Annotated in this window: 21 protein-coding genes and 1 pseudogene; 12 read left to right on the forward strand and 10 right to left on the reverse strand. The window is 38.6% G+C overall.

From position 1 onward, the window contains the following. Positions 1–43: 43 nt before the first annotated feature. From gcvH to BVH02_RS21745, 5 genes and pseudogenes are all read left to right on the forward strand, one after another. Positions 44–421, forward strand: coding sequence for a glycine cleavage system protein GcvH (gcvH, locus tag BVH02_RS09180; RefSeq protein WP_086501151.1), 378 nt, complete (start codon positions 44–46; stop codon positions 419–421). A gap of 10 nt (positions 422–431) precedes the next feature. Continuing rightward, the gene (locus BVH02_RS09185; RefSeq protein WP_143244196.1) at positions 432–800 is read left to right on the forward strand and encodes a VanZ family protein; all 369 of its coding nucleotides are present in this window, start codon (positions 432–434) and stop codon (positions 798–800) included. Between the two features lie 70 nt (positions 801–870). After that, positions 871–1,548, forward strand: coding sequence for an energy transducer TonB (locus tag BVH02_RS09190; protein ID WP_086501153.1), 678 nt, complete (start codon positions 871–873; stop codon positions 1,546–1,548). Positions 1,549–1,704: 156 nt separating this feature from the next. Continuing rightward, positions 1,705–2,148 (forward strand): hypothetical protein, encoded by a 444-nt coding sequence (locus tag BVH02_RS09195; RefSeq protein ID WP_223271851.1) that lies wholly within the window; start codon positions 1,705–1,707, stop codon positions 2,146–2,148. 12 nt (positions 2,149–2,160) lie between these two features. Next, a pseudogene (locus tag BVH02_RS21745) lies at positions 2,161–2,376 on the forward strand (energy transducer TonB); the annotation flags it as partial. A gap of 195 nt (positions 2,377–2,571) precedes the next feature. Here BVH02_RS21745 and BVH02_RS09200 read toward each other — a convergent pair. Genes BVH02_RS09200 through BVH02_RS09210 form a run of 3 tightly spaced genes read right to left on the reverse strand, consistent with a single transcriptional unit; the run spans position 2,572 to position 7,826 of the window. After that, the gene (locus BVH02_RS09200) at positions 2,572–3,453 is read right to left on the reverse strand and encodes a YicC/YloC family endoribonuclease (protein ID WP_086501154.1); all 882 of its coding nucleotides are present in this window, start codon (positions 3,451–3,453) and stop codon (positions 2,572–2,574) included. A gap of 14 nt (positions 3,454–3,467) precedes the next feature. Further along, the gene (locus BVH02_RS09205; RefSeq protein ID WP_086501155.1) at positions 3,468–6,758 is read right to left on the reverse strand and encodes a biopolymer transporter Tol; all 3,291 of its coding nucleotides are present in this window, start codon (positions 6,756–6,758) and stop codon (positions 3,468–3,470) included. A gap of 21 nt (positions 6,759–6,779) precedes the next feature. Next, complete coding sequence (locus BVH02_RS09210; protein ID WP_086501156.1) at positions 6,780–7,826, reverse strand: NAD(P)/FAD-dependent oxidoreductase; 1,047 nt, start codon at positions 7,824–7,826, stop codon at positions 6,780–6,782. A gap of 56 nt (positions 7,827–7,882) precedes the next feature. On the opposite strand from BVH02_RS09210, the gene BVH02_RS09215 reads away from it, so the two are divergent. The 5 genes from BVH02_RS09215 to BVH02_RS09235 are packed head-to-tail and all read left to right on the forward strand — an operon-like array spanning position 7,883 to position 14,959. Beyond that, complete coding sequence (locus BVH02_RS09215; RefSeq protein ID WP_086501157.1) at positions 7,883–8,536, forward strand: MBL fold metallo-hydrolase; 654 nt, start codon at positions 7,883–7,885, stop codon at positions 8,534–8,536. Beyond that, a complete protein-coding gene (gene pssA / locus BVH02_RS09220) occupies positions 8,533–9,225 on the forward strand; it encodes a CDP-diacylglycerol--serine O-phosphatidyltransferase (protein ID WP_086501158.1) in 693 nt (230 codons plus the stop codon). Before BVH02_RS09215 ends, pssA begins: the two co-directional genes overlap by 4 nt. Beyond that, on the forward strand, positions 9,222–12,476 hold the full coding sequence (gene porU, locus BVH02_RS09225; RefSeq protein ID WP_086501159.1) for a type IX secretion system sortase PorU: 3,255 nt from the start codon (positions 9,222–9,224) through the stop codon (positions 12,474–12,476). Before pssA ends, porU begins: the two co-directional genes overlap by 4 nt. After that, entirely contained in the window at positions 12,473–13,684 is a 1,212-nt protein-coding gene (porV, locus tag BVH02_RS09230; RefSeq protein ID WP_111357107.1) for a type IX secretion system outer membrane channel protein PorV, read from the forward strand. The genes porU and porV overlap by 4 nt, the downstream gene beginning before the upstream one ends. Positions 13,685–13,687: 3 nt before the next feature. Beyond that, complete coding sequence (locus BVH02_RS09235) at positions 13,688–14,959, forward strand: M16 family metallopeptidase (protein ID WP_086501160.1); 1,272 nt, start codon at positions 13,688–13,690, stop codon at positions 14,957–14,959. Here BVH02_RS09235 and BVH02_RS09240 read toward each other — a convergent pair whose 3' ends face one another. From BVH02_RS09240 to BVH02_RS09250, 3 genes are read right to left on the reverse strand one after another with little or no spacing between them, the layout of a single operon-like run. After that, positions 14,960–15,910, reverse strand: a complete 951-nt coding sequence (locus BVH02_RS09240; protein WP_158093874.1) for a glycosyltransferase — start codon at positions 15,908–15,910, stop codon at positions 14,960–14,962. A gap of 1 nt (position 15,911) precedes the next feature. Beyond that, entirely contained in the window at positions 15,912–16,841 is a 930-nt protein-coding gene (locus BVH02_RS09245) for a hypothetical protein (RefSeq protein ID WP_205635720.1), read from the reverse strand. Next, a complete protein-coding gene (locus BVH02_RS09250) occupies positions 16,813–17,238 on the reverse strand; it encodes a sugar 3,4-ketoisomerase (RefSeq protein ID WP_086501162.1) in 426 nt (141 codons plus the stop codon). The genes BVH02_RS09245 and BVH02_RS09250 overlap by 29 nt, the downstream gene beginning before the upstream one ends. A gap of 102 nt (positions 17,239–17,340) precedes the next feature. Between BVH02_RS09250 and BVH02_RS09255 the strand changes: the two genes are divergently transcribed. Continuing rightward, positions 17,341–17,967, forward strand: coding sequence for an IMPACT family protein (locus BVH02_RS09255; RefSeq protein ID WP_086501163.1), 627 nt, complete (start codon positions 17,341–17,343; stop codon positions 17,965–17,967). Here the strand turns inward: BVH02_RS09255 and BVH02_RS09260 are convergent. Genes BVH02_RS09260 through BVH02_RS09270 form a run of 3 tightly spaced genes read right to left on the reverse strand, consistent with a single transcriptional unit; the run spans position 17,957 to position 21,197 of the window. Then, complete coding sequence (locus BVH02_RS09260; RefSeq protein WP_086501164.1) at positions 17,957–18,559, reverse strand: 3'-5' exonuclease; 603 nt, start codon at positions 18,557–18,559, stop codon at positions 17,957–17,959. The two genes, BVH02_RS09255 and BVH02_RS09260, sit on opposite strands and share 11 nt — an antisense overlap. Beyond that, on the reverse strand, positions 18,556–20,019 hold the full coding sequence (gene nhaC / locus BVH02_RS09265; protein WP_086501165.1) for a Na+/H+ antiporter NhaC: 1,464 nt from the start codon (positions 20,017–20,019) through the stop codon (positions 18,556–18,558). Before nhaC ends, BVH02_RS09260 begins: the two co-directional genes overlap by 4 nt. 50 nt (positions 20,020–20,069) lie before the next feature. Further along, a complete protein-coding gene (locus BVH02_RS09270; protein ID WP_086501166.1) occupies positions 20,070–21,197 on the reverse strand; it encodes an NAD(P)/FAD-dependent oxidoreductase in 1,128 nt (375 codons plus the stop codon). 75 nt (positions 21,198–21,272) lie between these two features. Between BVH02_RS09270 and BVH02_RS09275 the strand changes: the two genes are divergently transcribed. Continuing rightward, entirely contained in the window at positions 21,273–21,752 is a 480-nt protein-coding gene (locus BVH02_RS09275) for an Mpo1 family 2-hydroxy fatty acid dioxygenase (protein ID WP_086501167.1), read from the forward strand. Here BVH02_RS09275 and BVH02_RS09280 read toward each other — a convergent pair. Beyond that, positions 21,746–24,031, reverse strand: coding sequence for a phospholipase (locus tag BVH02_RS09280; protein WP_086501168.1), 2,286 nt, complete (start codon positions 24,029–24,031; stop codon positions 21,746–21,748). The two genes, BVH02_RS09275 and BVH02_RS09280, sit on opposite strands and share 7 nt — an antisense overlap. Positions 24,032–24,083 lie beyond the last annotated feature (52 nt).

The following is a 24,083-nucleotide window of genomic DNA, read 5'->3' on the forward strand; positions in this document are numbered from 1 at the left end:
CTGATTCCTATTAATTTTGACATCGATATAACTAATTACAAACATGAATTTCCCTCAAGAACTAAAGTACACCAAAGACCACGAATGGGTTAAAATTGATGGTGACGTTGCAACCATTGGCATCACTGAATTTGCTGCTGGCGAACTCGGTGATATCGTTTATGTAGAAGTTGAAACTACAGGTGAAACGCTAGACACTAATGAAGTTTTCGGGTCAGTAGAAGCGGTAAAAACCGTTTCAGATTTATTCATGCCACTTAATGGTGAAATTTTAGAAGTTAATCCTGACCTAGAAGATTCACCAGAGCTAGTGAACGAATCACCTTATGAAAAAGGCTGGATGATCAAAGTGAAAATTACTGGTGATCTTCCATCGGATTTGTTGTCAGCAGAGGAATACGCAGAATTGGTAGGCAAATAATTTATCAATTTTGAGATTGGTATTGGCACTAAGTTGCCTGTTAATAATAGCTTTTGCCATGTTGACACCAGGTAATAATTTCCCTGACGCATCATTTAAATTTGAGGATAAACTTATCCACTTTATATGCTTTGGAACTTTGAGTTTCCTTTGGTGTGGAGTAGGTGTTAAAAGAGCTAACGTAGAAGGCCTTCAAGGCAGAGTTCTTAGCAATTATTTGATCTTCGGTGTAGCTGCTGGTATAGTTTTAGAATGCTTACAACTATTTGTGCCTTTCAGATCCTTTGATATTATGGACATGATTTTCAATGAAATAGGTGGGTTGGCAGGTTTATTAGCATATTTTAAGATTCCGACCAGCAAGATTGGCTTGGATTAATGCCTATTAATTATTACAATTGTTACTCTGAAATAGAACAAAAATTTAACCTTTATAACCAAACTCCATCATGGAAGCAAAAAAGACTCCCAGCGCTGATCTAACAAGGAAAACAGGAATGTTTATGAACCTTGGTTTAGCAGTAGCTGTAGGTGCTACCCTTGCTGCCTTCGAGTGGAAGTCGTTTGACGATGGTTCTTTAAAAGACCTTGGTCAAGTAACTGACAACTTCGAAGAATTGCTAGATATTCCAATCACTGAGCAGCCACCACCACCACCACCACCACCGATTGAGCAGCCTATTATTCAGGAGATTCCTGATGAGGTAGAGATTGAAGAAAAAATCGAAGTAAACTTTGATGTAGATGTAAAGGAAAAAACGGTCATCAAAGAAGTAGTAATCGCTGCAGCTCCAGTAGTGGAGAAAGTTGATGAAATCTTTGACGTGGTAGAAACTCAACCAGAGCCTCCAGGGGGAATGTCTGCCTGGAATGCATACCTTTCTAAAAACCTAAAATACCCTACTCAAGCAAGAAGAATGGGTATAGAAGGATCGGTAATTGTGGTATTCGTTGTGAACACTGACGGTTCAATTCAAGACGTAGACGTTTTGAGAGGAATCGGCGGAGGATGTGATGAAGAAGCAGTGAAAGTAGTAAGTAACGCTCCAAAATGGACTCCAGGAAAGCAAAGAGGTCGTCCGGTACGAACTCGTATGAGACTTCCGATTAGATTCAAATTGAGCTAATTAAATAGCAATACTTTAGACCCGAGAAATCGGGTCTTTTTTTTGTCTTGTTTTTAACAACTTTTAGCTTAATTAAATTCTATTAGCTTATTAGTATCAGTGAGTTATGTAGTGTAAATTTTTAGAACAGTTTTTCTAACCCCTAATTTTACACTCATGGAATACAAAAAAAGCCAAAAGTCTGATCTTAAAAGGTGGTCAGTCACATTGTTCAACTTGGGACTAGCTATTAGTCTCGGAACTACCTTGGTAGCTTTCGAATGGAAAGCTTATGATCAGGCAATTATTAAAACATTTAATGGAATGGAGGATGATTGGGATGTACTTAATATTCCAATCACAATTCTCACGCCTCCTCCTCCCCCACCTCCAGTTCCTATCGAAGTGGTAATCAAACAAGATGATATTACGATCGAAAAGCTTACAGAAATTACCATAGATCTTAATACAAGTGAGAAAGCCGTCATACCTGAAGTAATTATTACAACTGCTCCAATTATAGAAACAGTGGATAAAATCGAAAACTTCGTAGATGAACAGGCGATGTTTAAGGGAGGAATGGACGCATGGAATGCCTATCTCAATATAAATCTTAAATAACCTTCACAGGCTAAGAGAATGGGTATAGAAGGAATGGTTATCGTAAGATTCGTCGTCAATACAGATGGTTCAATTCAAGACATTGAATTGGTAAGGACGATTGGTGGAGGTTGCGATGAATTAGCAATGGAGGTGATCCAAAACTCTCCAAATTGGAATCCTGGAAAAATTGGCGGTAGAACAGTTAGGTCTCGAATGACAATGCCGATTCGTTTTCGATTGAATTGACCTCTTGTTTTTAAAATAAAAGAGGCTGTCTTGTTGGGACAACCTCTGTTATTAATAATGTGAGTAAACGCTTTAATGCCAGAAAAGAATATACAGCAGGGTCCACGCAAGGCTTTTGGCCACATCTGTCATCTGTGTTCCAGCCTATAAAATAAAAAGTATACGGCTATCGACATCAGTGCGTCAAACCATGTTTTATAAAACATTCAGCGATTGTTCTTTTACTTTCTCCAGCTCATCCTTCATCAGAATTACATGCTTCTGCATCTCGGCGTCATTTGCTTTGGAACCAATGGTATTGATTTCTCTGCCTATTTCCTGCGATATAAAACCCAGCTTTTTACCTTGGCTGTCTTCCTCGTTCAGGCACTTTGTAAAATATTTCAAGTGGGTGTCCAATCTTACAATTTCTTCTGTAATATCCAGCTTTTCGAAGTAATAGATTAACTCCTGCTCAAAGCGATTGGCATCAAAAGAATTCTCGTCTAGCCAATCGTTGAAATGATTTCTGATCTTTTGTTTGATTCTATCCTTTCGATTTCCTTCTTCCGCTTCAATTTTACTCAGGCCACTGGCAATCATTTTTATATTGCCCTGAAGCTTTTCTTCAAGTGAATTTCCTTCATCTTGCCTAAAGGAATTACACTTATTTAAAGCTATTATTAGAACTTTTTTGATTTCCTCCCAATCTGCCTGATCATCCCTTTGCTCACCTGTTACCTGGGTTATTACGCTAGGGGATTGCAAAGCAAGTTTAAAAAGATCCTGAGAATCGTCTTTAACTGTTTCGGCAAGTCCTTTATACTTCTGATAGAAAAGGTTGAATAAATCTTCATTGATGCTAACTGGCATTTCAGCAGAGCCTTTGGATTGAAAATCAATCGAAATACTCACTTTACCACGATCTAATATAGATTGAACCAGATTCCTGATCTCAAGCTCTTTATCATTAAACTGTCTGGGACTCCGGATAGAGAGATCCAAAAATTTCGAATTGAGCGTGCGAATCTCCACTTGGATTATCATCCGTTCATCTTCAAATCCGGCATTACCGAAACCGGTCATTGATTTGATCATAATAAAATTTGTAGTTAGAAATTGAAGCCCAAAGTTACGTAGAACTTTAAGTCTTCTGCTTCATAATTCCGAATTGGTCGTGCTACATCGAATTTGACATAATAATTAAGCAAAACTGTTCGCAAGCCAGCCCCATAACTCTGCAGCCATGGATTATTGAAATTATTAAGCGTTATCACAAATGGAGAACCTTCTGTATTGATTACCTCAGTATTCTGATCATTTATACGTTCCCAAGGTGCAGAATCGTTCCAGGCTGAACCTATATCATAGAATCCTACCAATTGGAAATTTCGGATGAAGTTTGACGTAATATTTCCTCGTGTCAAATAAGAGAAAACAGGAATTCTGAGCTCAGTAGTGAACGTTAACATGTTTCTGCCACGAATTTCATCGTAATCATACCCCCTTAAATCCACAAAGTCTGCGAAGAGAATATTGGAGTTTTCTACTCCATTAGGATTACGAATAGGAGATGTTTCAGGCCTGTTGGAAGGAGGTCTGTAAAACTCATTGAATAACCAATTATCCATTCCTCCTACCATATAGGTCTGAGGATTATTTCCCATAAAGGACCCTGCATACAATCTTGCTGCAAGCACAATGTTCTTGTGAATGGTTCTGTACTCCCTCAGGTCTATGTAAAAGTTGCTAAATGAGCGTTGATTATTATTAAATGATTTGTATTGAACATAGCCTATTTTCCCTTTAAAACCGGTTTGAGAATAAAGTCCTAATGGCTGAGTTCTATCATAAACTAATTCCGCTTTACCACCTACGTAATTGACATTGAGCTCATTTTGAACTGGCACTTGACCGTTAATAAGGGAGTCAGGGTTAAGATTAAAATACTGTGTTTTTGCCACAAAAGGTGAAAGCGAAACCTTGGCATTTGCATTCAAAGGATAAGAAAATCCTGCCTCAATCTTCGTAAGCACATATTTCTGATCTGATAAATAGCTCTCATTGACACGAATAATTTTTCGATCAAATCTTCCTTTGAAATCAACTCTGCTTTTCAAATACTCATATTCAAAGAATATATCTCCTCCCGATCGAAAATCAAGTGTTGTCATGACTCCTGCTTGGAAGGAATGGTTATCAAGCAAATCAGTCATTTTACCTGAAAAGCCAAGCCCAAATCCTCTCAAAGGATCAACTACAAATCGGGTGTTTATCGTGTTGATAAAAAACTGAGGCTCCATCCTTTTAGGCCCTGTGACTCTCTTTTGCAAACTTTGTTTCCTAAATGTCTCCAACAAGTTGGATTTCGAATCAGCTGAAGAGACTGCAGAAGTGTTGAGATTAGCCGGTAAGGTATCGAAGGTGTAATTGTCCGTATTGATTCCATTTTCAGACTCAAAACTCAAGCGCTTAAGATCTATAGATGATGTCTTGTTTTTTGCAATTGTATCAAGTAGCACCAATGGTGAAGAATCGATATTACCGACTGCAGTATTCTGTGCACTTGTTTCCTTTGCTGTCTTCTCTTCTAATAGTCGCCTAGCAGCCATTCGCTCATTCAAGCTTTTTGCTTGCTCGAGCTGTATCCTAGGGGTACTTGGAGTGAATTGATCTGAATTAGAAAAGCCTTCTACAATTAAAAAACTCTCTCTTCCATCTCGCACAGAATAAGCCATTTTATTCATTCGACTTGTTACGTCAAATGCTTCAACACTCTTATTATATGCGGAAATCTGGTTGGAAACCTGATTCCCTATGTTCATTCGCATCAGATTATTGATTCCACTGAGATCAGAGAGGTAGACTATCGTGTTACTGTTTATTCTTTTAGGCTTTATATTTTTACTATTTGAATTAGTCAGTTGCTTGGTGACAATTGTATCTGTCACCTGCACCATATAGAGGTTATAATAATTAGGGAGTGAAGACAATTCCAGATTCTTTCCCATTACCGAATCTGGCAAATTAGTGGCATTTGAAGAGTAAATTATGGTTGAATCATTTAGGAAAATAGGAGTTAACTCATCAAATTGATCATTCGTCAATCTCTTACCTGCTCCTCGTGCATTGAGGGTATAGATATCAGACTTTCCGTTTGAGATAGCAGAAAGAACCATATTTTTTCCAGTACTATTGAAGTCAAGGCTTAAAATCTGTGTGATATTTCTTAAGAATATCTTATCCTGATTTGAACCATCAAGTGATCTTAGTCTGAGGGTTGTAAATCCTCTTTTGAATGAAGCAATGGCAATATTCGCTGAATCTCTCCAGGCAATTATTGGTGAGGTAAAGTTTGCCTCTTGATCTTGAAGGGATGTACCACCAGCAAAAATCGTCTGCTCACGTCCAGAACTAACTTCCCTAACCTGAACCTTATATTTACCACCATTATTGATCACATAGGCCAAATTCAATCCATCTGGGCTGAATTTGATATCATTAATGGCTCCAATGAATTTCGGAGATGTTTCTGCGACAGCCGCGTCTCTATTTGGTTCCTTGAAGGTAGAAGAGACTTGCTTATTAATATCTAAGTAATACTTTTTCCAGTCTTCGGTAAATGTCTTATAACTCAGCCCTACAGTATTTGCAATGCTATTTTCTTCGTTTCTATTTATCCTCGAAAGGTTAAGAACACTTGAGACATATCTTCTGCCATACCTTTCAGCAATATAATTCCACACGGACTGACCAACGAGGGCAGCCTCCTTTTCTTTAAGCTTGAGAATTTTTGGATTTTGATCTTCTTCAAAATAATGTCGTACAAAATCATCCATTTCACGACTCCATCCTTTGGCCAAATACAATGCTATTCCATCCACATACCACTCTGGAAAACTATTAGTAAGATTGGATTGAAATGCATCTGATACAGAGGAACCATATAGCATCTCTTCAATTATCACCTTCACCGTGCCGTATATGATATCTTCTTTGAATTGATCCACTTCCCCTTTATAGGCTACTTCTGCCAATAATCTGTTGAAGTTTGTCTGACCTTGCTCATTGTATTCCTCCTTGTTGAGATTAATATTGCTTTGCAAAAGCTCTTCAGGAGAGTTGTAGATGTAAATCTTGGGCTTAGTGTAAGCGACATAGCCAATCATCTGAGTCAAGCGATTAAATTCACTTTCAAGATAATCAATCGCCATCTTGGCATTTGCGCCTCCACGGTCGTAGTAATAAACCTCAAAATTATTTGAGGAGTAGAAATACCATTCAAATTGCTGGTGTTGTATTCTGTTTTTGCCAAATCGTTCTTGATCAAACTGAGCAAGGGCAAAAAAGGAATTCAACCATAACCCAGCAAAAACCAAAATTTTAAAAAGGTGATAGCGCATTCGATTTGCTGAAAGATGTCTTTAAATATAATTAAAATACCGAGCTATGTCCACTTCTGTGTCAATAGCCTTATCATTTATTAGATACGTCACCATTTGTTCAGAGAAATATGGAATGAGTGAAACACCTTTGGCTCCAAAACCATTGAATAGATAAACGCCTACCTCGGTAGGATGTTTTCCTAGAAATGGTTTTCTATCTCTAGTAGCTGGCCTTATTCCTGTCTTATGACTCACTATTTCTTCTACAGGAAGTCGAACCAAATCAGTCAATCTCCCCAAAATCTCAATTTTAGCAGCATCTGTAGCCCCTATGTCCAAGTCATGCTTGGTGTATGTAGATCCAACTCTATGCACTTTATCCCCTAAATGAACCCTAAAAACTCCACGATTCACCACATAATCAGGAGTAAATTCTTGCTTTAGTTCCAAAATCTCTCCTTTCACTGGAGCAAATGGAAGAAAATTGAAAAACTTGGAATTCATAGCCCCCGTGCCATTGCAATAAATTATTGCTTTGGCCCTTAGATCCCTATATTCCCAAAGCTCATCCTTTTGTGAAAGTAAACCTTCGTCAAATTTTTCCAAAATCAACTCCTCCTTAAAATACGTAGTCATCGCATCAAGTAGATTGTTGATATTCAACCAGCCAGAATTACGAAGCATCACTCCTCCATAAGGATCTTTTAGAAATTCGGATTGACTGGTTGAATAGATCTGCTCTAAATATGCTTCAAACCCGGGATCTGCGCTATGCCCCATCCATTCGTTTTGCTCTTCAAAAGTCAAAAATGGTCTATAAATAGCTTTCTCTGTAAGAAATTGACTTCCCGTAACTCGTTCAAGTTCACGGTAAAATGGCTTAATCAGAGGGAAAAGATAGTCAGCTTTCCACGTTTTAACCATTTTCCTACCTGTCACTGGATTGAAAAGCCCTGCAGCAATTCTACTCGAAGTATTCGCTCCAGCCTCATCGATTATCCTAATTTTCTTTCCAGCTTGCTTCAGTCTATAGGCCAGCGCTGTTCCGGCTAGTCCATGTCCTATGAGCAAAAAATCAATTTCCATAGCCCAAAATAAAGGTTTAATTCCTTATTTTGTTCGATTACCCACATACATTTCACATGCTTCACATTAAGTCTTTTACATTCAACCCTTTTCAAGAAAATACCTATTTGCTTTACGATGAAAAAGGCATTGGTACTTTGATCGATCCTGGATGCTTTGATCTCGCTGAGCGAAAAGAGTTACTGGATTTCGTTACTGAGAATAAGATTAGAATTACTCAATTACTCAACACACATTGTCACATAGATCATGTACTGGGAAATGCTTGGGCGAAAAAAACATTTGGCGTCGAGCTTCTTATTCATAAAGAAGAAGTTGCTGTGCTCAAAGCGGTAGAAGTTTATGCTCCTAATTATGGTTTTGTAGGCTATGAAACTAGTGAGGCTGATGGATTTCTATCCGAAGGTGAAGAGATTAAAGTTGGAGATGAAATCCTTAAAATCATCTTTGTCCCTGGACATGCTCCTGGCCATGTGGTCTTTTATCATCAGCAATCTGGACAGTGCATCGCAGGTGACACACTTTTCAGAGGAAGTATTGGGCGAACAGATTTGCCAGGTGGAGATCATGACTTGTTGTTGAGTAAAATTAAATCGGAGCTCTTTACGCTTCCTGAAGAAACCGTGATTTATCCAGGCCATGGTCCTGAGACGACTATAGCATTCGAAAAAATTCACAACCCATTTGTGGGTAAAAACGCAAGATCTTGAAAATAAAATCGCATATCCCTAATATTATCACGCTCCTAAATCTACTTTCAGGAGTAATTGGAATTATATGGGTGATCAATGGCAACATTTTCTCAGGAGCCTATTTCATCATTTTAGCAGCAATCTTCGACTTTTTTGATGGCTTTGCAGCAAGATTATTAAATGTACAAGGTGAACTTGGAAAGCAACTCGATTCGCTTGCGGACTTAGTTTCCTTTGGTGTCCTCCCTGGTATGATTCTGTTCCAAATGGCGAAAGTCAATACCGACATAGAATGGCTCCCCTATCTTACCTTGATCGTCCCACTTTTGTCCGCCATGCGACTTGCGAAATTCAACTTGGACACTAGACAAAGTGATAAATTCATAGGGCTCCCTACCCCAGCAAACGCACTATTTATTTGTACACTTCCTTATTTAGCTATTCAGTGGCCCTATATCGGAACTTTGATCACCTCTCCTTTTATCTTGATAGGAATCGCATGGATTTTTGCAATACTCTTACTTGTTGAGCTTCCTTTGATCGCGTTAAAGTTTAAATCCTATTCTTTTACGACCAACAAATTCAGATATGCTATAATTGCACTTAGTATAGCACTAATTTTGATTTTCGGCCTGGCAGGAATACCTATCGTAATATTAGCATATCTAGGTTTGTCATTAGTAGAAAATGTGATAAGTCCCGAATGATTACCCAATGCCAAAAGCTTCTGTTCTTTCTGCTTTTCTGCTTTCTGCTGATTGAATCTGCCTCTGGCCAAAATTCATTTTTCAAGTTCAAAATTCAAGAAGAAGGTATTTATAAAATAAGTGCCAGCAATGCTCAAATGCTAGGTATCAACTCTCTTAGTGAAGTTGCAGTTTATGGGTACCCTGGTATGCTTCCTCAAGTTCTACAACCTGAAAACCTAGTACTTCAAGAGATCCCAGGCTTAGAGAAAGACGGAAATTTGTATTTCTATCTTTCTGCCCCAAGCAGCTATGAATACAATAAGGATAGCATAGCCTATCATCCAAATCAATATGCAGATTCGATCAGTTTTCTGATTGGAGTTTCCAGACAAGCAAGGAGAATTACCACTATTGGTGGACAACCCGGCGAGTTACCCCCTGCTACCCTTTATCAATGGAACTGGCTCAAAGAGGATCAAAATAATATTCTGAATTCTGGGAGAGCATGGTATTCACGAGCTGTAGCTCCAGGAGTTACTCGTGGCTACTCATTCCCATTAGAAACAGAAATTAATGCGGAATGGAAGATTGTTGGGAAGGTAATGGGCAGGTCTAGTGCAGCTGCCAAAATCTTTATGGCTGTAGATGATTTGAATATTTCTGAAAGTTCTATTGATGGGATTCCAAACAGTACTTATGCTATCAAAGGCCAAGAGGTGCTTTTGAATGAGAGCTTCTCCCCTGCTGGAAATAAAGTGGACAGATTGAGAATTTCATTTCAAGCCTCAAATCCTAATGACGCTGGCTATTTTGAATACTTAGGGATTGGAGTCCCCCATTCGAGTAACTCGCTTAAAGAAGGAGTTTACTCATTAAATCAAAAATCTTCAATTCTCTTAGCTCCCTTGGCTGGATTATCTGCTTGGGAGGTGAGTGACTATTACGTTCCAAAAGCTATAGATTTCAATTCAGGATCAGAGCTAAGTGGTCAGAAATTCATTGTATTCAACGAGAAACACATAAAAGAAATTTCCCAGTTAAAACCCGCAAACCTTTCGCTAAGAACTCAATCTGTTTGGCCAGACTTTTTACTTATTGCGCCAAGGTTACTTAGTAATTCCGCTGAAAAACTTAGCCTTCACAAAGTCGGAATGGGGATTTATTCTGAAGTAGCTTATCTCGATGAGATTTACGATGCATTTGGTTATGGCAATTCTGATCTTAACGCCATACGCAATTTTCTGGCTTGGCATTATCACAAGGGAGCAAAGCTCAAAAATGTCCTGATTCTCGGCAAAGGGACGTTTGATTACAAGAGTAAACTTGGAGGACGACCAAATCTTGTCCCAATTTATACGAGTAGAAACAGTCTGAACCCACTAACTACCTACAGTTCTGATGATTATTTCACTTTGCTTGAATTTGGGCAAGGAGAATGGGAAGAAAGCCGATCAGGAGATGAACTGATGAAAATAGGGGTTGGAAGATTGCCAGTCATTAATGCCCAAGAAGCTAAACTAGTTGTTGACAAAATTATTGATTACGAAAGCAATCCTAAAACTGGTGACTGGAAAAAAACAGTCACCTTTTTCGCAGACGATGGTGATAACAATATTCATTTGCGCGATTCTGAAGCTCATGCGAGCTTTTTAACTAAAAATCATAAAGAATACAAGCAGGAGAAACTATATCTGGACAGGTTTGAACAGGAAAAAACTGGAGAGCGCCAGTCCTCTGCACAAGCGAAATCTGCGCTCGAAGAAACCCTAGAACGAGGGACACTGCTCCTAAACTATATCGGTCATGGAAATGAAACGACGCTGACAGCCGAGGAAGTTTTTCTCACTTCAGACATTCCGAACTGGGCGAAGCAGAAGCAATTGGCACTTTGGGTGACTGCCACCTGCGAATTTGGGCGACATGATAGCCCCTATTTAAGATCAGCTGCAGAAGAACTTCTAATTGCACCGAATAAGGGTGCAATTGGGCTTTTGACTACAGGAAGACCTGTTTTCAGTAGTGTGAATTTCTCATTAAATGAAGCGTTTATTGCCGAAGTATTCAGACTTGAAAATGAGTTCGCACAAGACCTAGGCAGTATTTTCAGAAACACTAAGAACAAGAGTCAAAATGGATCTTTAAACAGGAATTTCAGCCTTCTAGCAGATCCCAGCATGAGGTTGGCCACGCCTACATTCAAAATAGAATTTACCTCATTCACAGATCCTGAAAATCAAAATCCTTTAGATACACTTTCAGCTCTTCAAGAGGTGACATTCGAAGCCTTAGTGATAAACCCAAGCTCAGGTGGTATTGCTGCTAATTTCAACGGAAACTATACTATCGAACTCCATGACAAACCTGCAAAGAGTAAAACTCTAGGAGACGAAAATACTGTGGTGGAATTTCAAGAAGAGAAAATACTACTCTTTAGAGGTACTGGTACTATCACCTCCGGCTTGATCAAAGGGAAATTAATCATTCCAAAAAACATAGATCTTGAGTATGGTGATGGCAGCATCAGGATCTTGGGAGAAAGTCAAGCTCAAGCTTGGGAAGCTTTTGGGTTTGATTCAGCTATTATTGGAGGTATATCCAGCAATTTTCCAAAGGACAGGGAAGGTCCTAAAATTAGAGTAGTATTTGGAGGTAAAGAATCTCCTCCATATATTTTCCCCTCTACATCTATACGTATGAAAGCTACATTTTCAGACACTAGCGGTGTAAATATATCCGGTCTAATACCAGCTGAAAACTTGACAGTTCAAATAAATCAAAACACTCCAAATCAATTGAATAAGATTTATATAGCTGAAAATAACACGTTCACTTCTGGTATTGTGGATACTAGGCTTGTAGGATTAAAAGAAGGTAAGAATTTGGTAACTGTCCGAGCTTGGGATAACTTAGGCAATGAGAGTGTGCTCAGCCAAGAAATAATCGTACGGGGTAGTGATGAAATTCAAATCTTACATCATAAGACCTACCCAAATCCTACACAAATTGAAAGTCATTTTGAACTTGAGCATAATCGTCCTGGAGAAAACTTAATGCTAACATTAGCAGTTTACCAAACAGACGGAAAGATACTATATTCAGAAGATAAGCGTTTAGTCAAAGCTGACACACAAATAGTGGATTTGTCTTGGTTTTTTTTACAAAGGCAAACCAAATATCCAGCAAAAGGAACTTATATTTACAAATTAACGCTTCAGTCAGAACTTGATAATTCAACAGATTCAGTAAGCGGTCTAATCATGATTCAATGAAAAAAATAGCCATTTTAAATAGGAGAAACTTACTTCTTGCAGTTTTTACCCTGGCTACTTTATCTGCTTACGGGCAGAATGGTACTATTATCTCTGGTCAAGATCCTGGCCGAAGAGTGATTACCACTGCTGTCCCTTTTTTAAATTTCGCTCCAGATTCTAGACACTCAGGGATGGGCGATGTAGGCGTTGCACTTTCTCCAGACGGTAGTTCAGCACATTGGAATGCAGGGCAACTTGCTTTCGTAGAAGAGGACATGGGTTTTTCCCTTTCTTATTCACCTTGGCTGGGCAAACTCGTGAATGATATGTCTTTGAGTTATTTAACTGGATTTTTCAGAATTGATCAGGTTTCCGCTTTTGGATTTGACCTTCGTTACTTCGATATGGGTGACATTCAATTAACTGATGGAAATGGTCAAGATCTTGGAGAATTTAATCCCCGCGATATTGCTTTAGGAGGAACCTATTCTAGAAAACTATCTTCCTATTTAGGACTAGGGATTTCTGCACGCTTTATCTATTCAAATCTTTCAGGGAATATATCTTCAGTAGGTGGTACTGAAGCCAAACCAGGAATAAGTGTCGGAACCGATGTAGGTTTATATTATTCGAAACCAATATATGCGGGTGCAAAAGACGCCAACTTCTCATGGGGGGTTAGCATCTCCAATATAGGACCAAAAATTACCTACAACTCTGCAGACGATCTAGATTATATTCCCACCAATCTAAAAGTAGGAACTGCATTATCCTTAGATCTGGATCCAGTTAACACACTTACTTTTGCATTAGATCTAAACAAACTATTAGTCCCAACACCACCAATCTATGCCACAAATGAGGATGGAACATTGGTGACAGACAATAATGGGAACTTAATAATAGAAGAAGGTAATGACCCTAATCGCCCATTACTTTCAGGGATGTTCGGTTCCTTTGCTGATGCTCCGGGAGGGTTTTCTGAGGAAATGCAAGAGATTATGATCTCATTCGGGGTGGAATACATTTATGACAATAAGTTTGCTCTTCGCACTGGATACTTTTATGAAAATCCAAATAAAGGAGGGAGGCAATACTTCACTATGGGCGTAGGCTTCGATTTGAAAAAACTTGGGTTTGATTTCTCTTACTTAGTTCCTCAAAAGCAGAACAATCCACTTGCGGAGACACTTAGGTTCACTTTGATGTACAATATCACTAATTAAAAAATGTTCTTAGACAGGTCAAAAGCTCCGGAATTTAAAGTTCCTGAGGATTTTGAACTATTGCCCCCATCGGAATTCAAACTTTCCAATGGAGCAAAGTTCTTTTTTATTCCCACTCCTGGATTGGATGCCGTCAAAATCGACATAATATGTAAAGGTCAACGAGCTTCTCTTCCACTCGAACTATCCTTAATTCCTTCCTTCACCCTTCAAATGTTACAAGAGGGAACGAAGCTAAAAAATGCTGGAGAAATAGCTGAATTCTTTGACTTTTATGCCTCAGAAGTTCATCCAATTTTGACATTCGCTCATGAAGGACTTGGGCTACTGACAACAAGAAAACATCTTTCTACAGTATTAGACATATTTATTTCCTTGTTTACTGAAGCTACTTTTCCTCAAGACATGTTGGAAAAAAGGCATTCGCAGCGTAAGCTCAGTATTCAATTAGAAAGAGAAAGAACAGCTTCTAGAGCAAGTCAAATTTTTAGTAAGTGCCTATTTGGAGCATTTCATCCCTATGGAGTTGAGATTACAGAAGAACATGTGGATGCAGCTGTAAGAGAGCCTCTAGTCTCTTATTACGAAAGTATGCTTTGGCAACACCTAGAGATTTTCGTGACAGGAAATCTAGATTCTACTGAAGTGGATAAGCTTTGTATACTCTTTGGACAATTGCCAAATAGGCAAGTATCAGAATCTATACTTCTACCTGGAATAAATACGCTTTTAGCAGTGACAGAGCCTAAAGAAAAATCAGTTCAAAGCAGCATTCGCATCGGCAACTGGTCAATTCCAAAAACACACCCTGACTTTATTGGGCTTACGGTTTTCAACACACTATTAGGAGGCTATTTTGGTTCTAGACTTGTTAAAAATATTCGGGAAGACAAAGGCCACACCTATGGGATACATTCAACTTTGGCTGAAATAGGCGACTCGAATTATTGGGTAATAGCAGCTGATGTTCAAAAAGCTTTCTATCCGGAGGTAATTAAGGAAATCTATCACGAGATCAAAATTTTGACAGAAGTGAAAATTGATGGCGATGAACTAGAAGTCTTACGGAATTATCTCATTGGACAAATGCTAAAGCAATTCAGCACTTCCTTTGATTTGATTGACAGATTCAAAGCTGTTCATCATTCTGGAATGGACTTTGGCTATTTTACTGAAAAATTGGCCTACTTAAAACGTTTTACATCGGAAGACATACGCAGCATAGGACAAAAGTATTTCTCGAAGCCGCCATTTATAGAAGTTATTGTGGGCTAATTATGTCAATTGCACATAAAGCCATGACATATCAAGCCGTAACAGAAGCCAAATTTTATACAGTCTGAGCTCCATACCTTTTATCTCCAACTCATCTGCAAGATTCACAAACCCTTTTGCTACCTGAAAGTTTGCAGACCAAAGCGAATGCTTTAATTCATATAATACTCGATTCTTTAAAGCCACATCCTCACTAAAAGTTTTATTCATTTCTCGGATTTTCTCACAAACACGGAGTGTACTAGGGAGCATTGCTGATTGATAGCGCTGGTATTGATTGGCAGAAAGTGATTGGGCATGCTTTCGCTTATAAACACCTACATGATCCGAAAACACCACGGGATACTTACTCGTAAGACGAAGTTGAACATCAAAGTCTTCGTATGAAAGTGACATGTCATATCCACCTTCTATCTTTAGTATTTTGCTTCTAAAAACCACGGTAGGAGATGAAATAAAGCTTCTACTTATGAGTGTTTGGTAAAACTCCCTTCCTAAGATCTTGCCCTTTAGATCTTTCACATCTTTGCTCTCGTAGTAGCTCTCCTGAGTGCCATTTTCTTCGCAAATCGTAGCATTTGAAAATACAAAAGCAGCATTTGGAACTTGTTTTAATCTTTCAACAGAACGTGAAAGATGGTTGGGATACAAAAAATCATCCCCAGAAAGGTCCACTACAAATTCTCCGGTTGTAAGATTCAGCATTTCGTCAAAAAGCTTACAATAAGGCTTGACTTCTGATTTACATATTACAGATACAGCAGATCCTGGGGAGTTCTTTTTTACCCAATCCTGAATAATTATAGCCGTTTGATCTGAGCTCCCATTATCCACAATGATTAGGTCTTTTGCTCCATAGTCTTGATGAATTACACTTTCTATTGCTTTCACAATCCATTTTTCATGATTGAAAGCAATGCAAATTATGCTGACTTTGCCTACTTGTTCCATATCAGATCTTCTTTGACCAAGTGATCTTATTGCATGTGTCATTGGAGAATCGGGACTTGAAGAACATCAGACTATGATTTGCACCTTCCTCTAGATCTGAAGACCCCAAATCTATGAAATTCACTTTTTGCTCCACAGCAAGCAGGAAAAGCTCATTCAGCATAAGTTCACCTGCATTTTTTATAGGGCTTTTCGGATTTATACCAGAGAGAAAATAGTAAAGCGAATCGCTGGTGAGTTTTACAGCCAGCGAATACCCAATAGCCTCCTCATTGTGGATTATAGCAATAAGAAAATATCGCTCCGGATGCGATGAAACTTGCTGCACAATTCTATTCTCATCGAATGTGACTTCATAGCCTCTTAGAGTATTCCAAGACCGAATATCCTTCAAAAATCCTAAGTTAGAGATAGAAGAATGGCTAACTTTCAGACTAGAATTCGTAGTTTTCTTTTGATTTCTAGGTGACTCTTTTTGCACGAACTTCTTGATTTTCTTTTTGCCAAGAAAAAAATGATGGCATATTACTTTAGCCTGTTCAAACCCATTTCTAAACAACAGGTAATTAATCAAATCAAACTGCGGATTGTAGGGCTTCGGAGATTGAACAAGGGAAATAGAATGAATGCCACGCTGAATCAATTCTTCAACAATGGCCAATATAAAAGTTTCCAAAGAAGCCGAACTTAGATCCTCATAAATCCAAAACCCACCAAAAGGAGCTTGGGGTAGGGAGATTGCCTCACCAGTTTTTGATATGGCAAAGGTGATACTTGCCTTTGTTTTTTGATTTTTTTCCCATACAAAATCAAGCTGATCTTGATGCGATTCAGTTAAAAAATTACTTAGAAAATAATCTTTGTCCCGCTCTACAGTGGATGTCACACGTAGACAGGGAAATTTAGGTTGTTCTTTTTTGTAGCTTTTCAAAATACTGTAGGTCTCTGATGTAATCATCTTCTGAAAAAGCCAAATCCGACATCCCAAGCAGCACGGCCTTGGGGGAGAAACTGACCACTAACCAATTTAAAGGTGGAATATAAACCGCCTGATCAGGCGAATTCAACTCAAAATGGTAAAGTTCACCCTGTACAGAGTTAATCTTCAACAGAACTGACCCTGCTACGGCAACGAGTACCTGAGACTCTTTCCAATGTGCATGATTGCCCCGAGTTTCTCCTTCTTGGACCCCCGAAATCCAGAAACATCGCTGAATTCCATCAGGAAAAATTTCTAAATTCTCCCAGAAATGTAGATTTCCAGTTTCGGTGGAATTTCCAGGAAGGCTAAACTCATAAGGTGCTTGGGCAGTAATTGATTCGGGCATTTCGCTATATTCTTCTAGCTAAAATTAAGATAATTCGAATGGATAACCTGTTACCCAATTGTTAATTTTCTAATTTCGCTACACATCTATTCCATCAACTCTATGTCAGACTTAGGCGACGAGTCAACATTCGAAGATAAATATCATACGGTTTCTAGGACCAGTGAAGGGCAATACAAAGACAAAGGGAGCAAGTTTTTCTACTTTGCTTATCCCGTAAAAACTGAAGAGGAAATCAAAATCCACTTAGGAGATCTTCGGAAAAAATACTTTGATGCCAGACATCATTGCTTTGCTTGGATGCTGGGAAAAAATGGAGATCAATTTAGGGCTAATGACGATGGAGAACCCAATCATTCCGCAGGAGACCCGATTTTGGGGCAGATAAGATCGAATACCTTGACAAATATTTTAATTGTAGTAGTTCGCTATTTTGGCGGAACAAAGCTTGGAATGGGCGGCTTGATCCAAGCTTACAAAACTTCCGCTGCTTTAGCCATAGAGGAAAATGAAATTGTAGAAGAGCAGGTCAAAACTTCCGTCTCTATTCATTTCCCTTACCCTGTAATGAATGATGTCATGAAACTAATCAAATCCTATGATTTACAGATTGTATCTCAAGAAATGGCGCTGGACTGCCAAATGAAATTGGAATTCAGGAAAGGTCTGGAAGAACTTATTGTTCATTCACTTGAGGAAATTGAGAATTTGGAATTAACTATTGGTTAAACAATTCATCCAAATATCCTTCTGCTTTTAGCTTTTTGAAAATCTCCAAACAACCCCAAGCATCAGTAGCCGCATAGCGTTGTTGTTTATTGGTAAGTGTATCTGCTTCCCAGTTTGAAACTTGCTCTGACTTGGAGATTCGAATACCAAGTACCATAGCACAGAGATTACGTACGCCAATATTTATAAAACCCACCCTTTTCAGCTCATCATTTAGATCGAAAAATGAATTTGCATAAAATGAGTCTGTGAGTTTTGCGAGCCCTTTAATATCGTCATGAACTGCTGCTCCAACTTTTACGATACTCTTTTTTTCTAAAATATTTCGAATAGAATCTGGAAATCCAATTTTATTCAATCTAAAGAGAAAAGCTTGGGTAGATGTAGAAAGCTGAAGCAAAGAAACCTGATTGGTGATTCCTTTTTGAAATGCAGGTTTAGTCTCCGTATCAAATCCAATTACTTGCTGCTGCACAAGAAATTCGGCGACTTCTTCTACATCCTCAATCTTGTCTATTAAAAACATCTCACCCTCAAACTGTCCCAGTGAAAGGGTATTTACTTCTTCTTTGGTAATCTTAAATGGAATCATACTAACTTTTCTTCTTCAACTTCATCGTAATAGGTAAGTCCAATTTTAAAATATCCATATAGAATAGTCATAAAAGGACTAATAATATTAAAAAAGCAATAGGGTGCATAGGTCAGTGTTGCAACTCCTAATACCGAAGCTTGTGTAGCTCCACACGTGTTCCAAGGTACTAATACGGATGTCACCGTACCAGAATCTTCCAAAGTTCTACTGAGGTTTTCGGGTGCTAATCCTCTTTTTTTATACACATCTGCATACATCCTGCCAGGAACCAAAATCGCTAAATACTGATCTGAAGTAGTGATATTAAAGAACACACAAGTAGCCACCGTAGATGCTATCAAAGAACCAACACTATGGACTTTCTGGATTATGGCCTCAGCAAGTACTCTTAGCATACCACTTTCTTCCATTATTCCGCCAAACACCATCGCTGTAATAATTAGCCAAATCGTATTCATCATTCCTGCCATACCACTGGTCATCAGCAATTCGTTAACCACATCATTGCTGGTAGGAATACTGATCTCCCCATACAGAGACATCATTACTGCCTTGAAACTCTGATATGCGTAGGAAGCATTTTCAGCCGCGATCCCACGAATTATTTCCGGCTGAAATATGATAGCAAAAAGCCCCCCTAACAGCGCTCCAGTAAGCAACGCAGGAATGGCAGGCACTTTTTTTAAGATCAGCACGATCACCACTACAGGAACGACAAACAGCCAACCAGTAACATTAAATTTCTCTAAAATTATATCTGAGATAATTTGAACATCATTGACATTACCATTCGCTTCATAATTCAACCCGATAACAACAAAGATAATCAATGTAATAGAAATGGATGGAATCGTAGTTTTTGCCATGTAGCGAATATGGGTAAACAAATCCGTGCCCGCCATGGCAGGAGCAAGATTAGTTGTATCTGAAAGAGGTGACATTTTATCACCGAAATAAGCTCCCGAAATGATAGCTCCAGCGATGATACCTTCTTCAAATCCCAGCGCTTTCCCAATACCTAAAAGTGCCACACCCACTGTAGCAACGGTAGTCCAGCTACTCCCTGTAGCTAATGAAACTACCGCACTCACAATACAAGCAGCTACTAAAAATATTGCTGGACTCAAAATCTGAAGTCCGTAATAAATCATTGCAGGGACTATGCCGCTAAGTAACCAAGTACCAGCAAGAGCTCCAATCAGGAAAAGGATTAAGATGCTAGACATCGCGGCACTTATGCTCTTAACCATACCATCTTGAAGTGTCTCCCAGTTATATCCTAATCGAAAAATTGCTACAATAGCAGCAACCATGGATGACAGAATAAGTACTATTTGGTTAGACCCAGATAGTCCATCAGTACCAAAAACTTGAATATTCAATACCAAAAGGACAATCAAAAATACCAGAGGAATCAGTGCGTCGAAAACTTTTGGGGTACGGATTAAACCTTGCATTAATCGGGGTTAGATGAGTTTAGAGTCTGAATCTAATGAAAAAATATTAATTACATCTTGGTCAAAAGTTCGGAAAGCTCCTTACCTACTTGCCAGCCTATGGCCACTCCCATTCCTCCAAGTCGTACAGCTGCAACAGTTTTAGGACCTATCCTTTGGATAAGTGGAGACTTAATTTTGCCAAATGCCATAACACCAGTCCATTCCATATCCCAGCCAATCTGTTTCCCTGGAAAAATCACATCCATTGCTATATTTTTCAAGTGTGATTTTATTTTTGGATTGACTTCAAAATCTATACTTTTTTCTCCCTCAAAATCCTTATTCCTAGCTCCTCCAAGGAGAAGCCGTCCATCTATTTGGCGGAAATATACATAGCCTTTATCTAGGTGGAACGTCCCTTTCCATAGAATTTTGAAATCCAACGGCTTAGACAAAAGAATTAATCCTCTGCCTGGTTCAATATCTGAATCAGGCCAGAGCTTCTTAGTAAAGGCGTTTGTGCAAATAGCAATTTTATTCCCCTTGAATTCGAGATTAACTTTTCCAGCGCCATCTTCGGCCAAAACAGTCCCTTCATTTTTCTGGACTTCGCAGACCGAAACACCAGTTAATATCCGAATCCCTGAATGCTGTGCTAGTTGCCAAAGCGAATCCATATACATTCCTGGATCCAATTCTCCCTCAAATTTATTCTTTACTATTACTTTCACTTGATCAGAAAAGCCCATTTTCATTGGCTTCTTAACCAGAGAAAATACCTCATCTTTGAAAACAGAATGCAAGAGACAATTAACATCCTTCATTTTGTCCACAGCATCCAACTGGTGTTGCTCCAACAATTCGTATCCACTGGAATGAGAATATTCTAGTTTTTTCTTTCCAAACTGCCTTCTTATCGCTTTGAGTCCTTGGTGTCTACGGCCCACCAATGCCAACACTTCGTCATGAGACATATGATTGAGATCATCCAAGATCTCGGTTAAGCTTCCGAAGCATGCAAAACCTGCATTTTTTGTACTTGCACCCGTCGGAAAAATACCACGTTCAAGCACCAGCACATTGGCCTTTGGACGTTTTGCCTTATAATGAATGGCTGTAGAAAGTCCTACAAAGCCAGCCCCTACTACAATAAGGTCGTAATGAAAAAAGTGCTTTTTCTCCCAATAGCTAAACATTTCGAATTTTTGAAAAAGGAATTAAAATAGATTTAGTATTTTAAATAAATCTAAGCGATAAACTCCCAATATACCATGAGAAAAATTGATGAATTATTCAACGAGTACGGACGGAGTCATCAAAACATGACTAATAAGCTGATCCACTGGGTTTGCGTTCCAGCAATTTTTTTCAGTATAGTTGGGTTGATTTTCAGTATCCCTGTGGGCCCACTTCCTGAGATATTGCCTTTTCTTGGTAATTTTGCTAATTGGGCTACGGTAGTGTTGATTTTAATATTAATCTATTATCTCATGTTATCCACTCCACTTACGGTGGGAATGTTTCTCTTTTCCGTATTATCTCTAGCAATTTCAAATTTCATTGATCTCACTTTCCCAGGAAAGTTATGGATGATCAGTCTAGTCGTTTTCTTCTTTTCGTGGATACTTCAGTTTTATGGACATAAAATTGAAGGCAAAAAACCTACTTTTCTAAGAGATCTACAGTTCCTGCTAATTGGCCCTGCTTGGTTGATGCATTTTATTTATAAAAAGTGGGGACTATCCTATTGAATACTGTCTTCTAAAACAGGCAGATTTTTGGTAAATAGCTCCTCCAGTCGCTTCAATGAACTTTGGTTTTTCAGTGTATAAACACTTTCCAGAATTGACTTTTTCTCTCTAGCGGTAAGTCGCCAATTTAACGATGCTCGTTGCATTGTCTCTTGACTCTCTGTTAACTCCTCCGCTTGGACTTTCTCTGGTGCATATTCAAACTCCATTCTTTCCAGATCAAAGGGCATAGATTCAGCCATGTAATTGAAAAGCACTTCATTTTGTATGGTTTGTACATTATCCCAATTAGAATAAATATTTTTCAAGGGGGTGAAAATCTTTTCGAAAATCCGAGGAGGAAAACTAGGTGCTATTTCAGTCACTTTCTCCGAGTCTCTGATCGTAATCAAAACTACTCCTCCTGTATTTTCATTGATCCAGGATTGGAAGACATACATAAACCGAAGAGCGTCCTGTATTCCAAAATTATCAGACAAACCTGTATCCATCGTTTCCATGACAGGATGAGTGGGTAATTCAATATTTGGAGTAACAAAAGGGAAGGTAGCACTCATTCTCAATGCGGAAAGAAATCTTAGATTTTTCGAATCATGATTTTCGAAAAATCTAAGGAAATCTATCGTTTGCTTTTTCTCCTCAGCCCCAAACTTTCCTAATAAGGATGTCCCAAAAAAAGACATAGAATGTGGCGATATAACCAACTTTCTACCATCATTTGTAATTAAGGTAGTAACAGGAAGTAGAGGTATACTTCCCGAAAACTCGGGTACTTTGTATGCAGAAATTGGTTTATCAAGGATTCCTTCTGTATTATCATTCAATTGACTTTCGAAAGCATATCCTCTGTCTTTCAAATACTTATGTCCATTGTAGTGGAAATACTGGTTTCTAATCAATAAATCATTCACTAGCAATGTGAAAATTATTGGATTAAGATTATCAGCAGATATTTGATGTAAGTACTTTTGGTCCAAAGGATCAACTGATGGGTCCGTGAGAGATCTTAAATAAACTTCTCTAAAAAAAGCCTCTCCCAAAACTCCTCCTGAAGCCCCTGTAAATAATTCAGTATGTTTTAGAACCTCTCCGTCATCGATTTTATAAATATCCTGTAAAATCTTCACGGTCCATAATGCTGCCCGTTGCCCACCTCCACTTGCAGCTACCATGACCAGCTTTGGTTTTCTTTCGTCTGGAAATTTGGCTCGCCAATTACCCAAAATTTTCAAAACATTATCGCGGTCCTTAATGACTAGTTCAGGCGACAATAGAGAATCCATATGTGCGAGACTGTAAGTGACTGGCGTCATAGAATAATCCAGTCCATAAGCCTCGTGTGGACGATTGAGAAAACCGAAATTACTGAAATAATTAGCTAGAATCAGAAAGGCAAACACCGCAAATGTGGACCACCTTCTCAACCAAAAACTCACCGCTCCTACTAGCATAATCAGTATTGCAAACAATAAAGTCGCACTCATTGCAGCAGGAAGCTGGAGGTAAGGATTCTCTTTAAAAAAACCCAAGAACAAAACGAATAAAATCAATAAAATCTGAATGATGAACAGATTCAGGTGATTCTGATCGAACACCCGTAATAATTTTGTCCCTTCAAACCTCGAAATATCCGGCCTTACCTTTTCAGGTCGAAGGTTTATATTCAGATAATATAGAACCTTGTAGTTTTGAGTTTTCAGCTCTTTGTACTGACTCATTACATTAGCTCTGGTTAAGCGAACTTTACGCAGCCTTTTGTCCACTGTCCCTGCAAAAAGGATAAAGAAATCTTTGTTGGTAAAGGCGAAATATCCAAAAATGACTGAGTAGGTAATTACACCCCCCGCAGCAAATCCAAGAAAATAATAGAGTACTTCCCAATCACTACCTAGGTTATTGTCAAGCTGAAAATCAACAAATCTGATGATATATACTAAATAGAAAATCAATGGTATTATGCCATTATTTACACAATAATGTATAAAAGGTTTATTTAGGATGGCTAAAAAAGGAAATTGCCTTCCATCCATAATGTAGGTGGACATGTGGAACCCCATCGTCAAAAAAGCAAATCCAATCCCCATCAAGAAAAAGCTCACCCAAGAAACCTGATGCAAATATTCAGGATCAAGAAAAAGAAAAGGAATACCAAGCATCACCCCAAAGTATTCTAGAATCACCCCCATGAGAACTACCCATATAAGCACGAGGCCTAAATTTTTTCTTAGATGTAGTAGAAATAATTGTACCGGAAAGCTGTACCAGATTTTATCCCGCATGTAAAAGGTTTTGCGATAATTTAATGCTTTTCTTTCACACCCCACTATCTAT

The organism is Algoriphagus ratkowskyi, assembly GCF_002150505.1.
Taxonomy (GTDB): Bacteria; Bacteroidota; Bacteroidia; order Cytophagales; family Cyclobacteriaceae; genus Algoriphagus; species Algoriphagus ratkowskyi.

What these genes read in the sequence shown, in the direction of transcription:
- BVH02_RS09270 (WP_086501166.1), bottom strand. Translation starts at nt 21,197, where the DNA reads ATGTTTAGCTATTGGGAGAAAAAGCACTTTTTTCATTACGACCTTATT.
- BVH02_RS09200 (WP_086501154.1), bottom strand. Translation starts at nt 3,453, where the DNA reads ATGATCAAATCAATGACCGGTTTCGGTAATGCCGGATTTGAAGATGAA.
- porV (WP_111357107.1), top strand. Translation starts at nt 12,473, where the DNA reads ATGAAAAAAATAGCCATTTTAAATAGGAGAAACTTACTTCTTGCAGTT.
- BVH02_RS09275 (WP_086501167.1), top strand. Translation starts at nt 21,273, where the DNA reads ATGAGAAAAATTGATGAATTATTCAACGAGTACGGACGGAGTCATCAA.
- BVH02_RS09215 (WP_086501157.1), top strand. Translation starts at nt 7,883, where the DNA reads ATGCTTCACATTAAGTCTTTTACATTCAACCCTTTTCAAGAAAATACC.
- BVH02_RS09280 (WP_086501168.1), bottom strand. Translation starts at nt 24,031, where the DNA reads ATGCGGGATAAAATCTGGTACAGCTTTCCGGTACAATTATTTCTACTA.
- BVH02_RS09260 (WP_086501164.1), bottom strand. Translation starts at nt 18,559, where the DNA reads ATGATTCCATTTAAGATTACCAAAGAAGAAGTAAATACCCTTTCACTG.
- BVH02_RS09235 (WP_086501160.1), top strand. Translation starts at nt 13,688, where the DNA reads ATGTTCTTAGACAGGTCAAAAGCTCCGGAATTTAAAGTTCCTGAGGAT.
- BVH02_RS09195 (WP_223271851.1), top strand. Translation starts at nt 1,705, where the DNA reads ATGGAATACAAAAAAAGCCAAAAGTCTGATCTTAAAAGGTGGTCAGTC.
- BVH02_RS09250 (WP_086501162.1), bottom strand. Translation starts at nt 17,238, where the DNA reads ATGCCCGAATCAATTACTGCCCAAGCACCTTATGAGTTTAGCCTTCCT.
- BVH02_RS09210 (WP_086501156.1), bottom strand. Translation starts at nt 7,826, where the DNA reads ATGGAAATTGATTTTTTGCTCATAGGACATGGACTAGCCGGAACAGCG.
- gcvH (WP_086501151.1), top strand. Translation starts at nt 44, where the DNA reads ATGAATTTCCCTCAAGAACTAAAGTACACCAAAGACCACGAATGGGTT.
- BVH02_RS09240 (WP_158093874.1), bottom strand. Translation starts at nt 15,910, where the DNA reads ATGGAACAAGTAGGCAAAGTCAGCATAATTTGCATTGCTTTCAATCAT.
- porU (WP_086501159.1), top strand. Translation starts at nt 9,222, where the DNA reads ATGATTACCCAATGCCAAAAGCTTCTGTTCTTTCTGCTTTTCTGCTTT.
- nhaC (WP_086501165.1), bottom strand. Translation starts at nt 20,019, where the DNA reads ATGCAAGGTTTAATCCGTACCCCAAAAGTTTTCGACGCACTGATTCCT.
- BVH02_RS09205 (WP_086501155.1), bottom strand. Translation starts at nt 6,758, where the DNA reads ATGCGCTATCACCTTTTTAAAATTTTGGTTTTTGCTGGGTTATGGTTG.
- BVH02_RS09190 (WP_086501153.1), top strand. Translation starts at nt 871, where the DNA reads ATGGAAGCAAAAAAGACTCCCAGCGCTGATCTAACAAGGAAAACAGGA.
- BVH02_RS09255 (WP_086501163.1), top strand. Translation starts at nt 17,341, where the DNA reads ATGTCAGACTTAGGCGACGAGTCAACATTCGAAGATAAATATCATACG.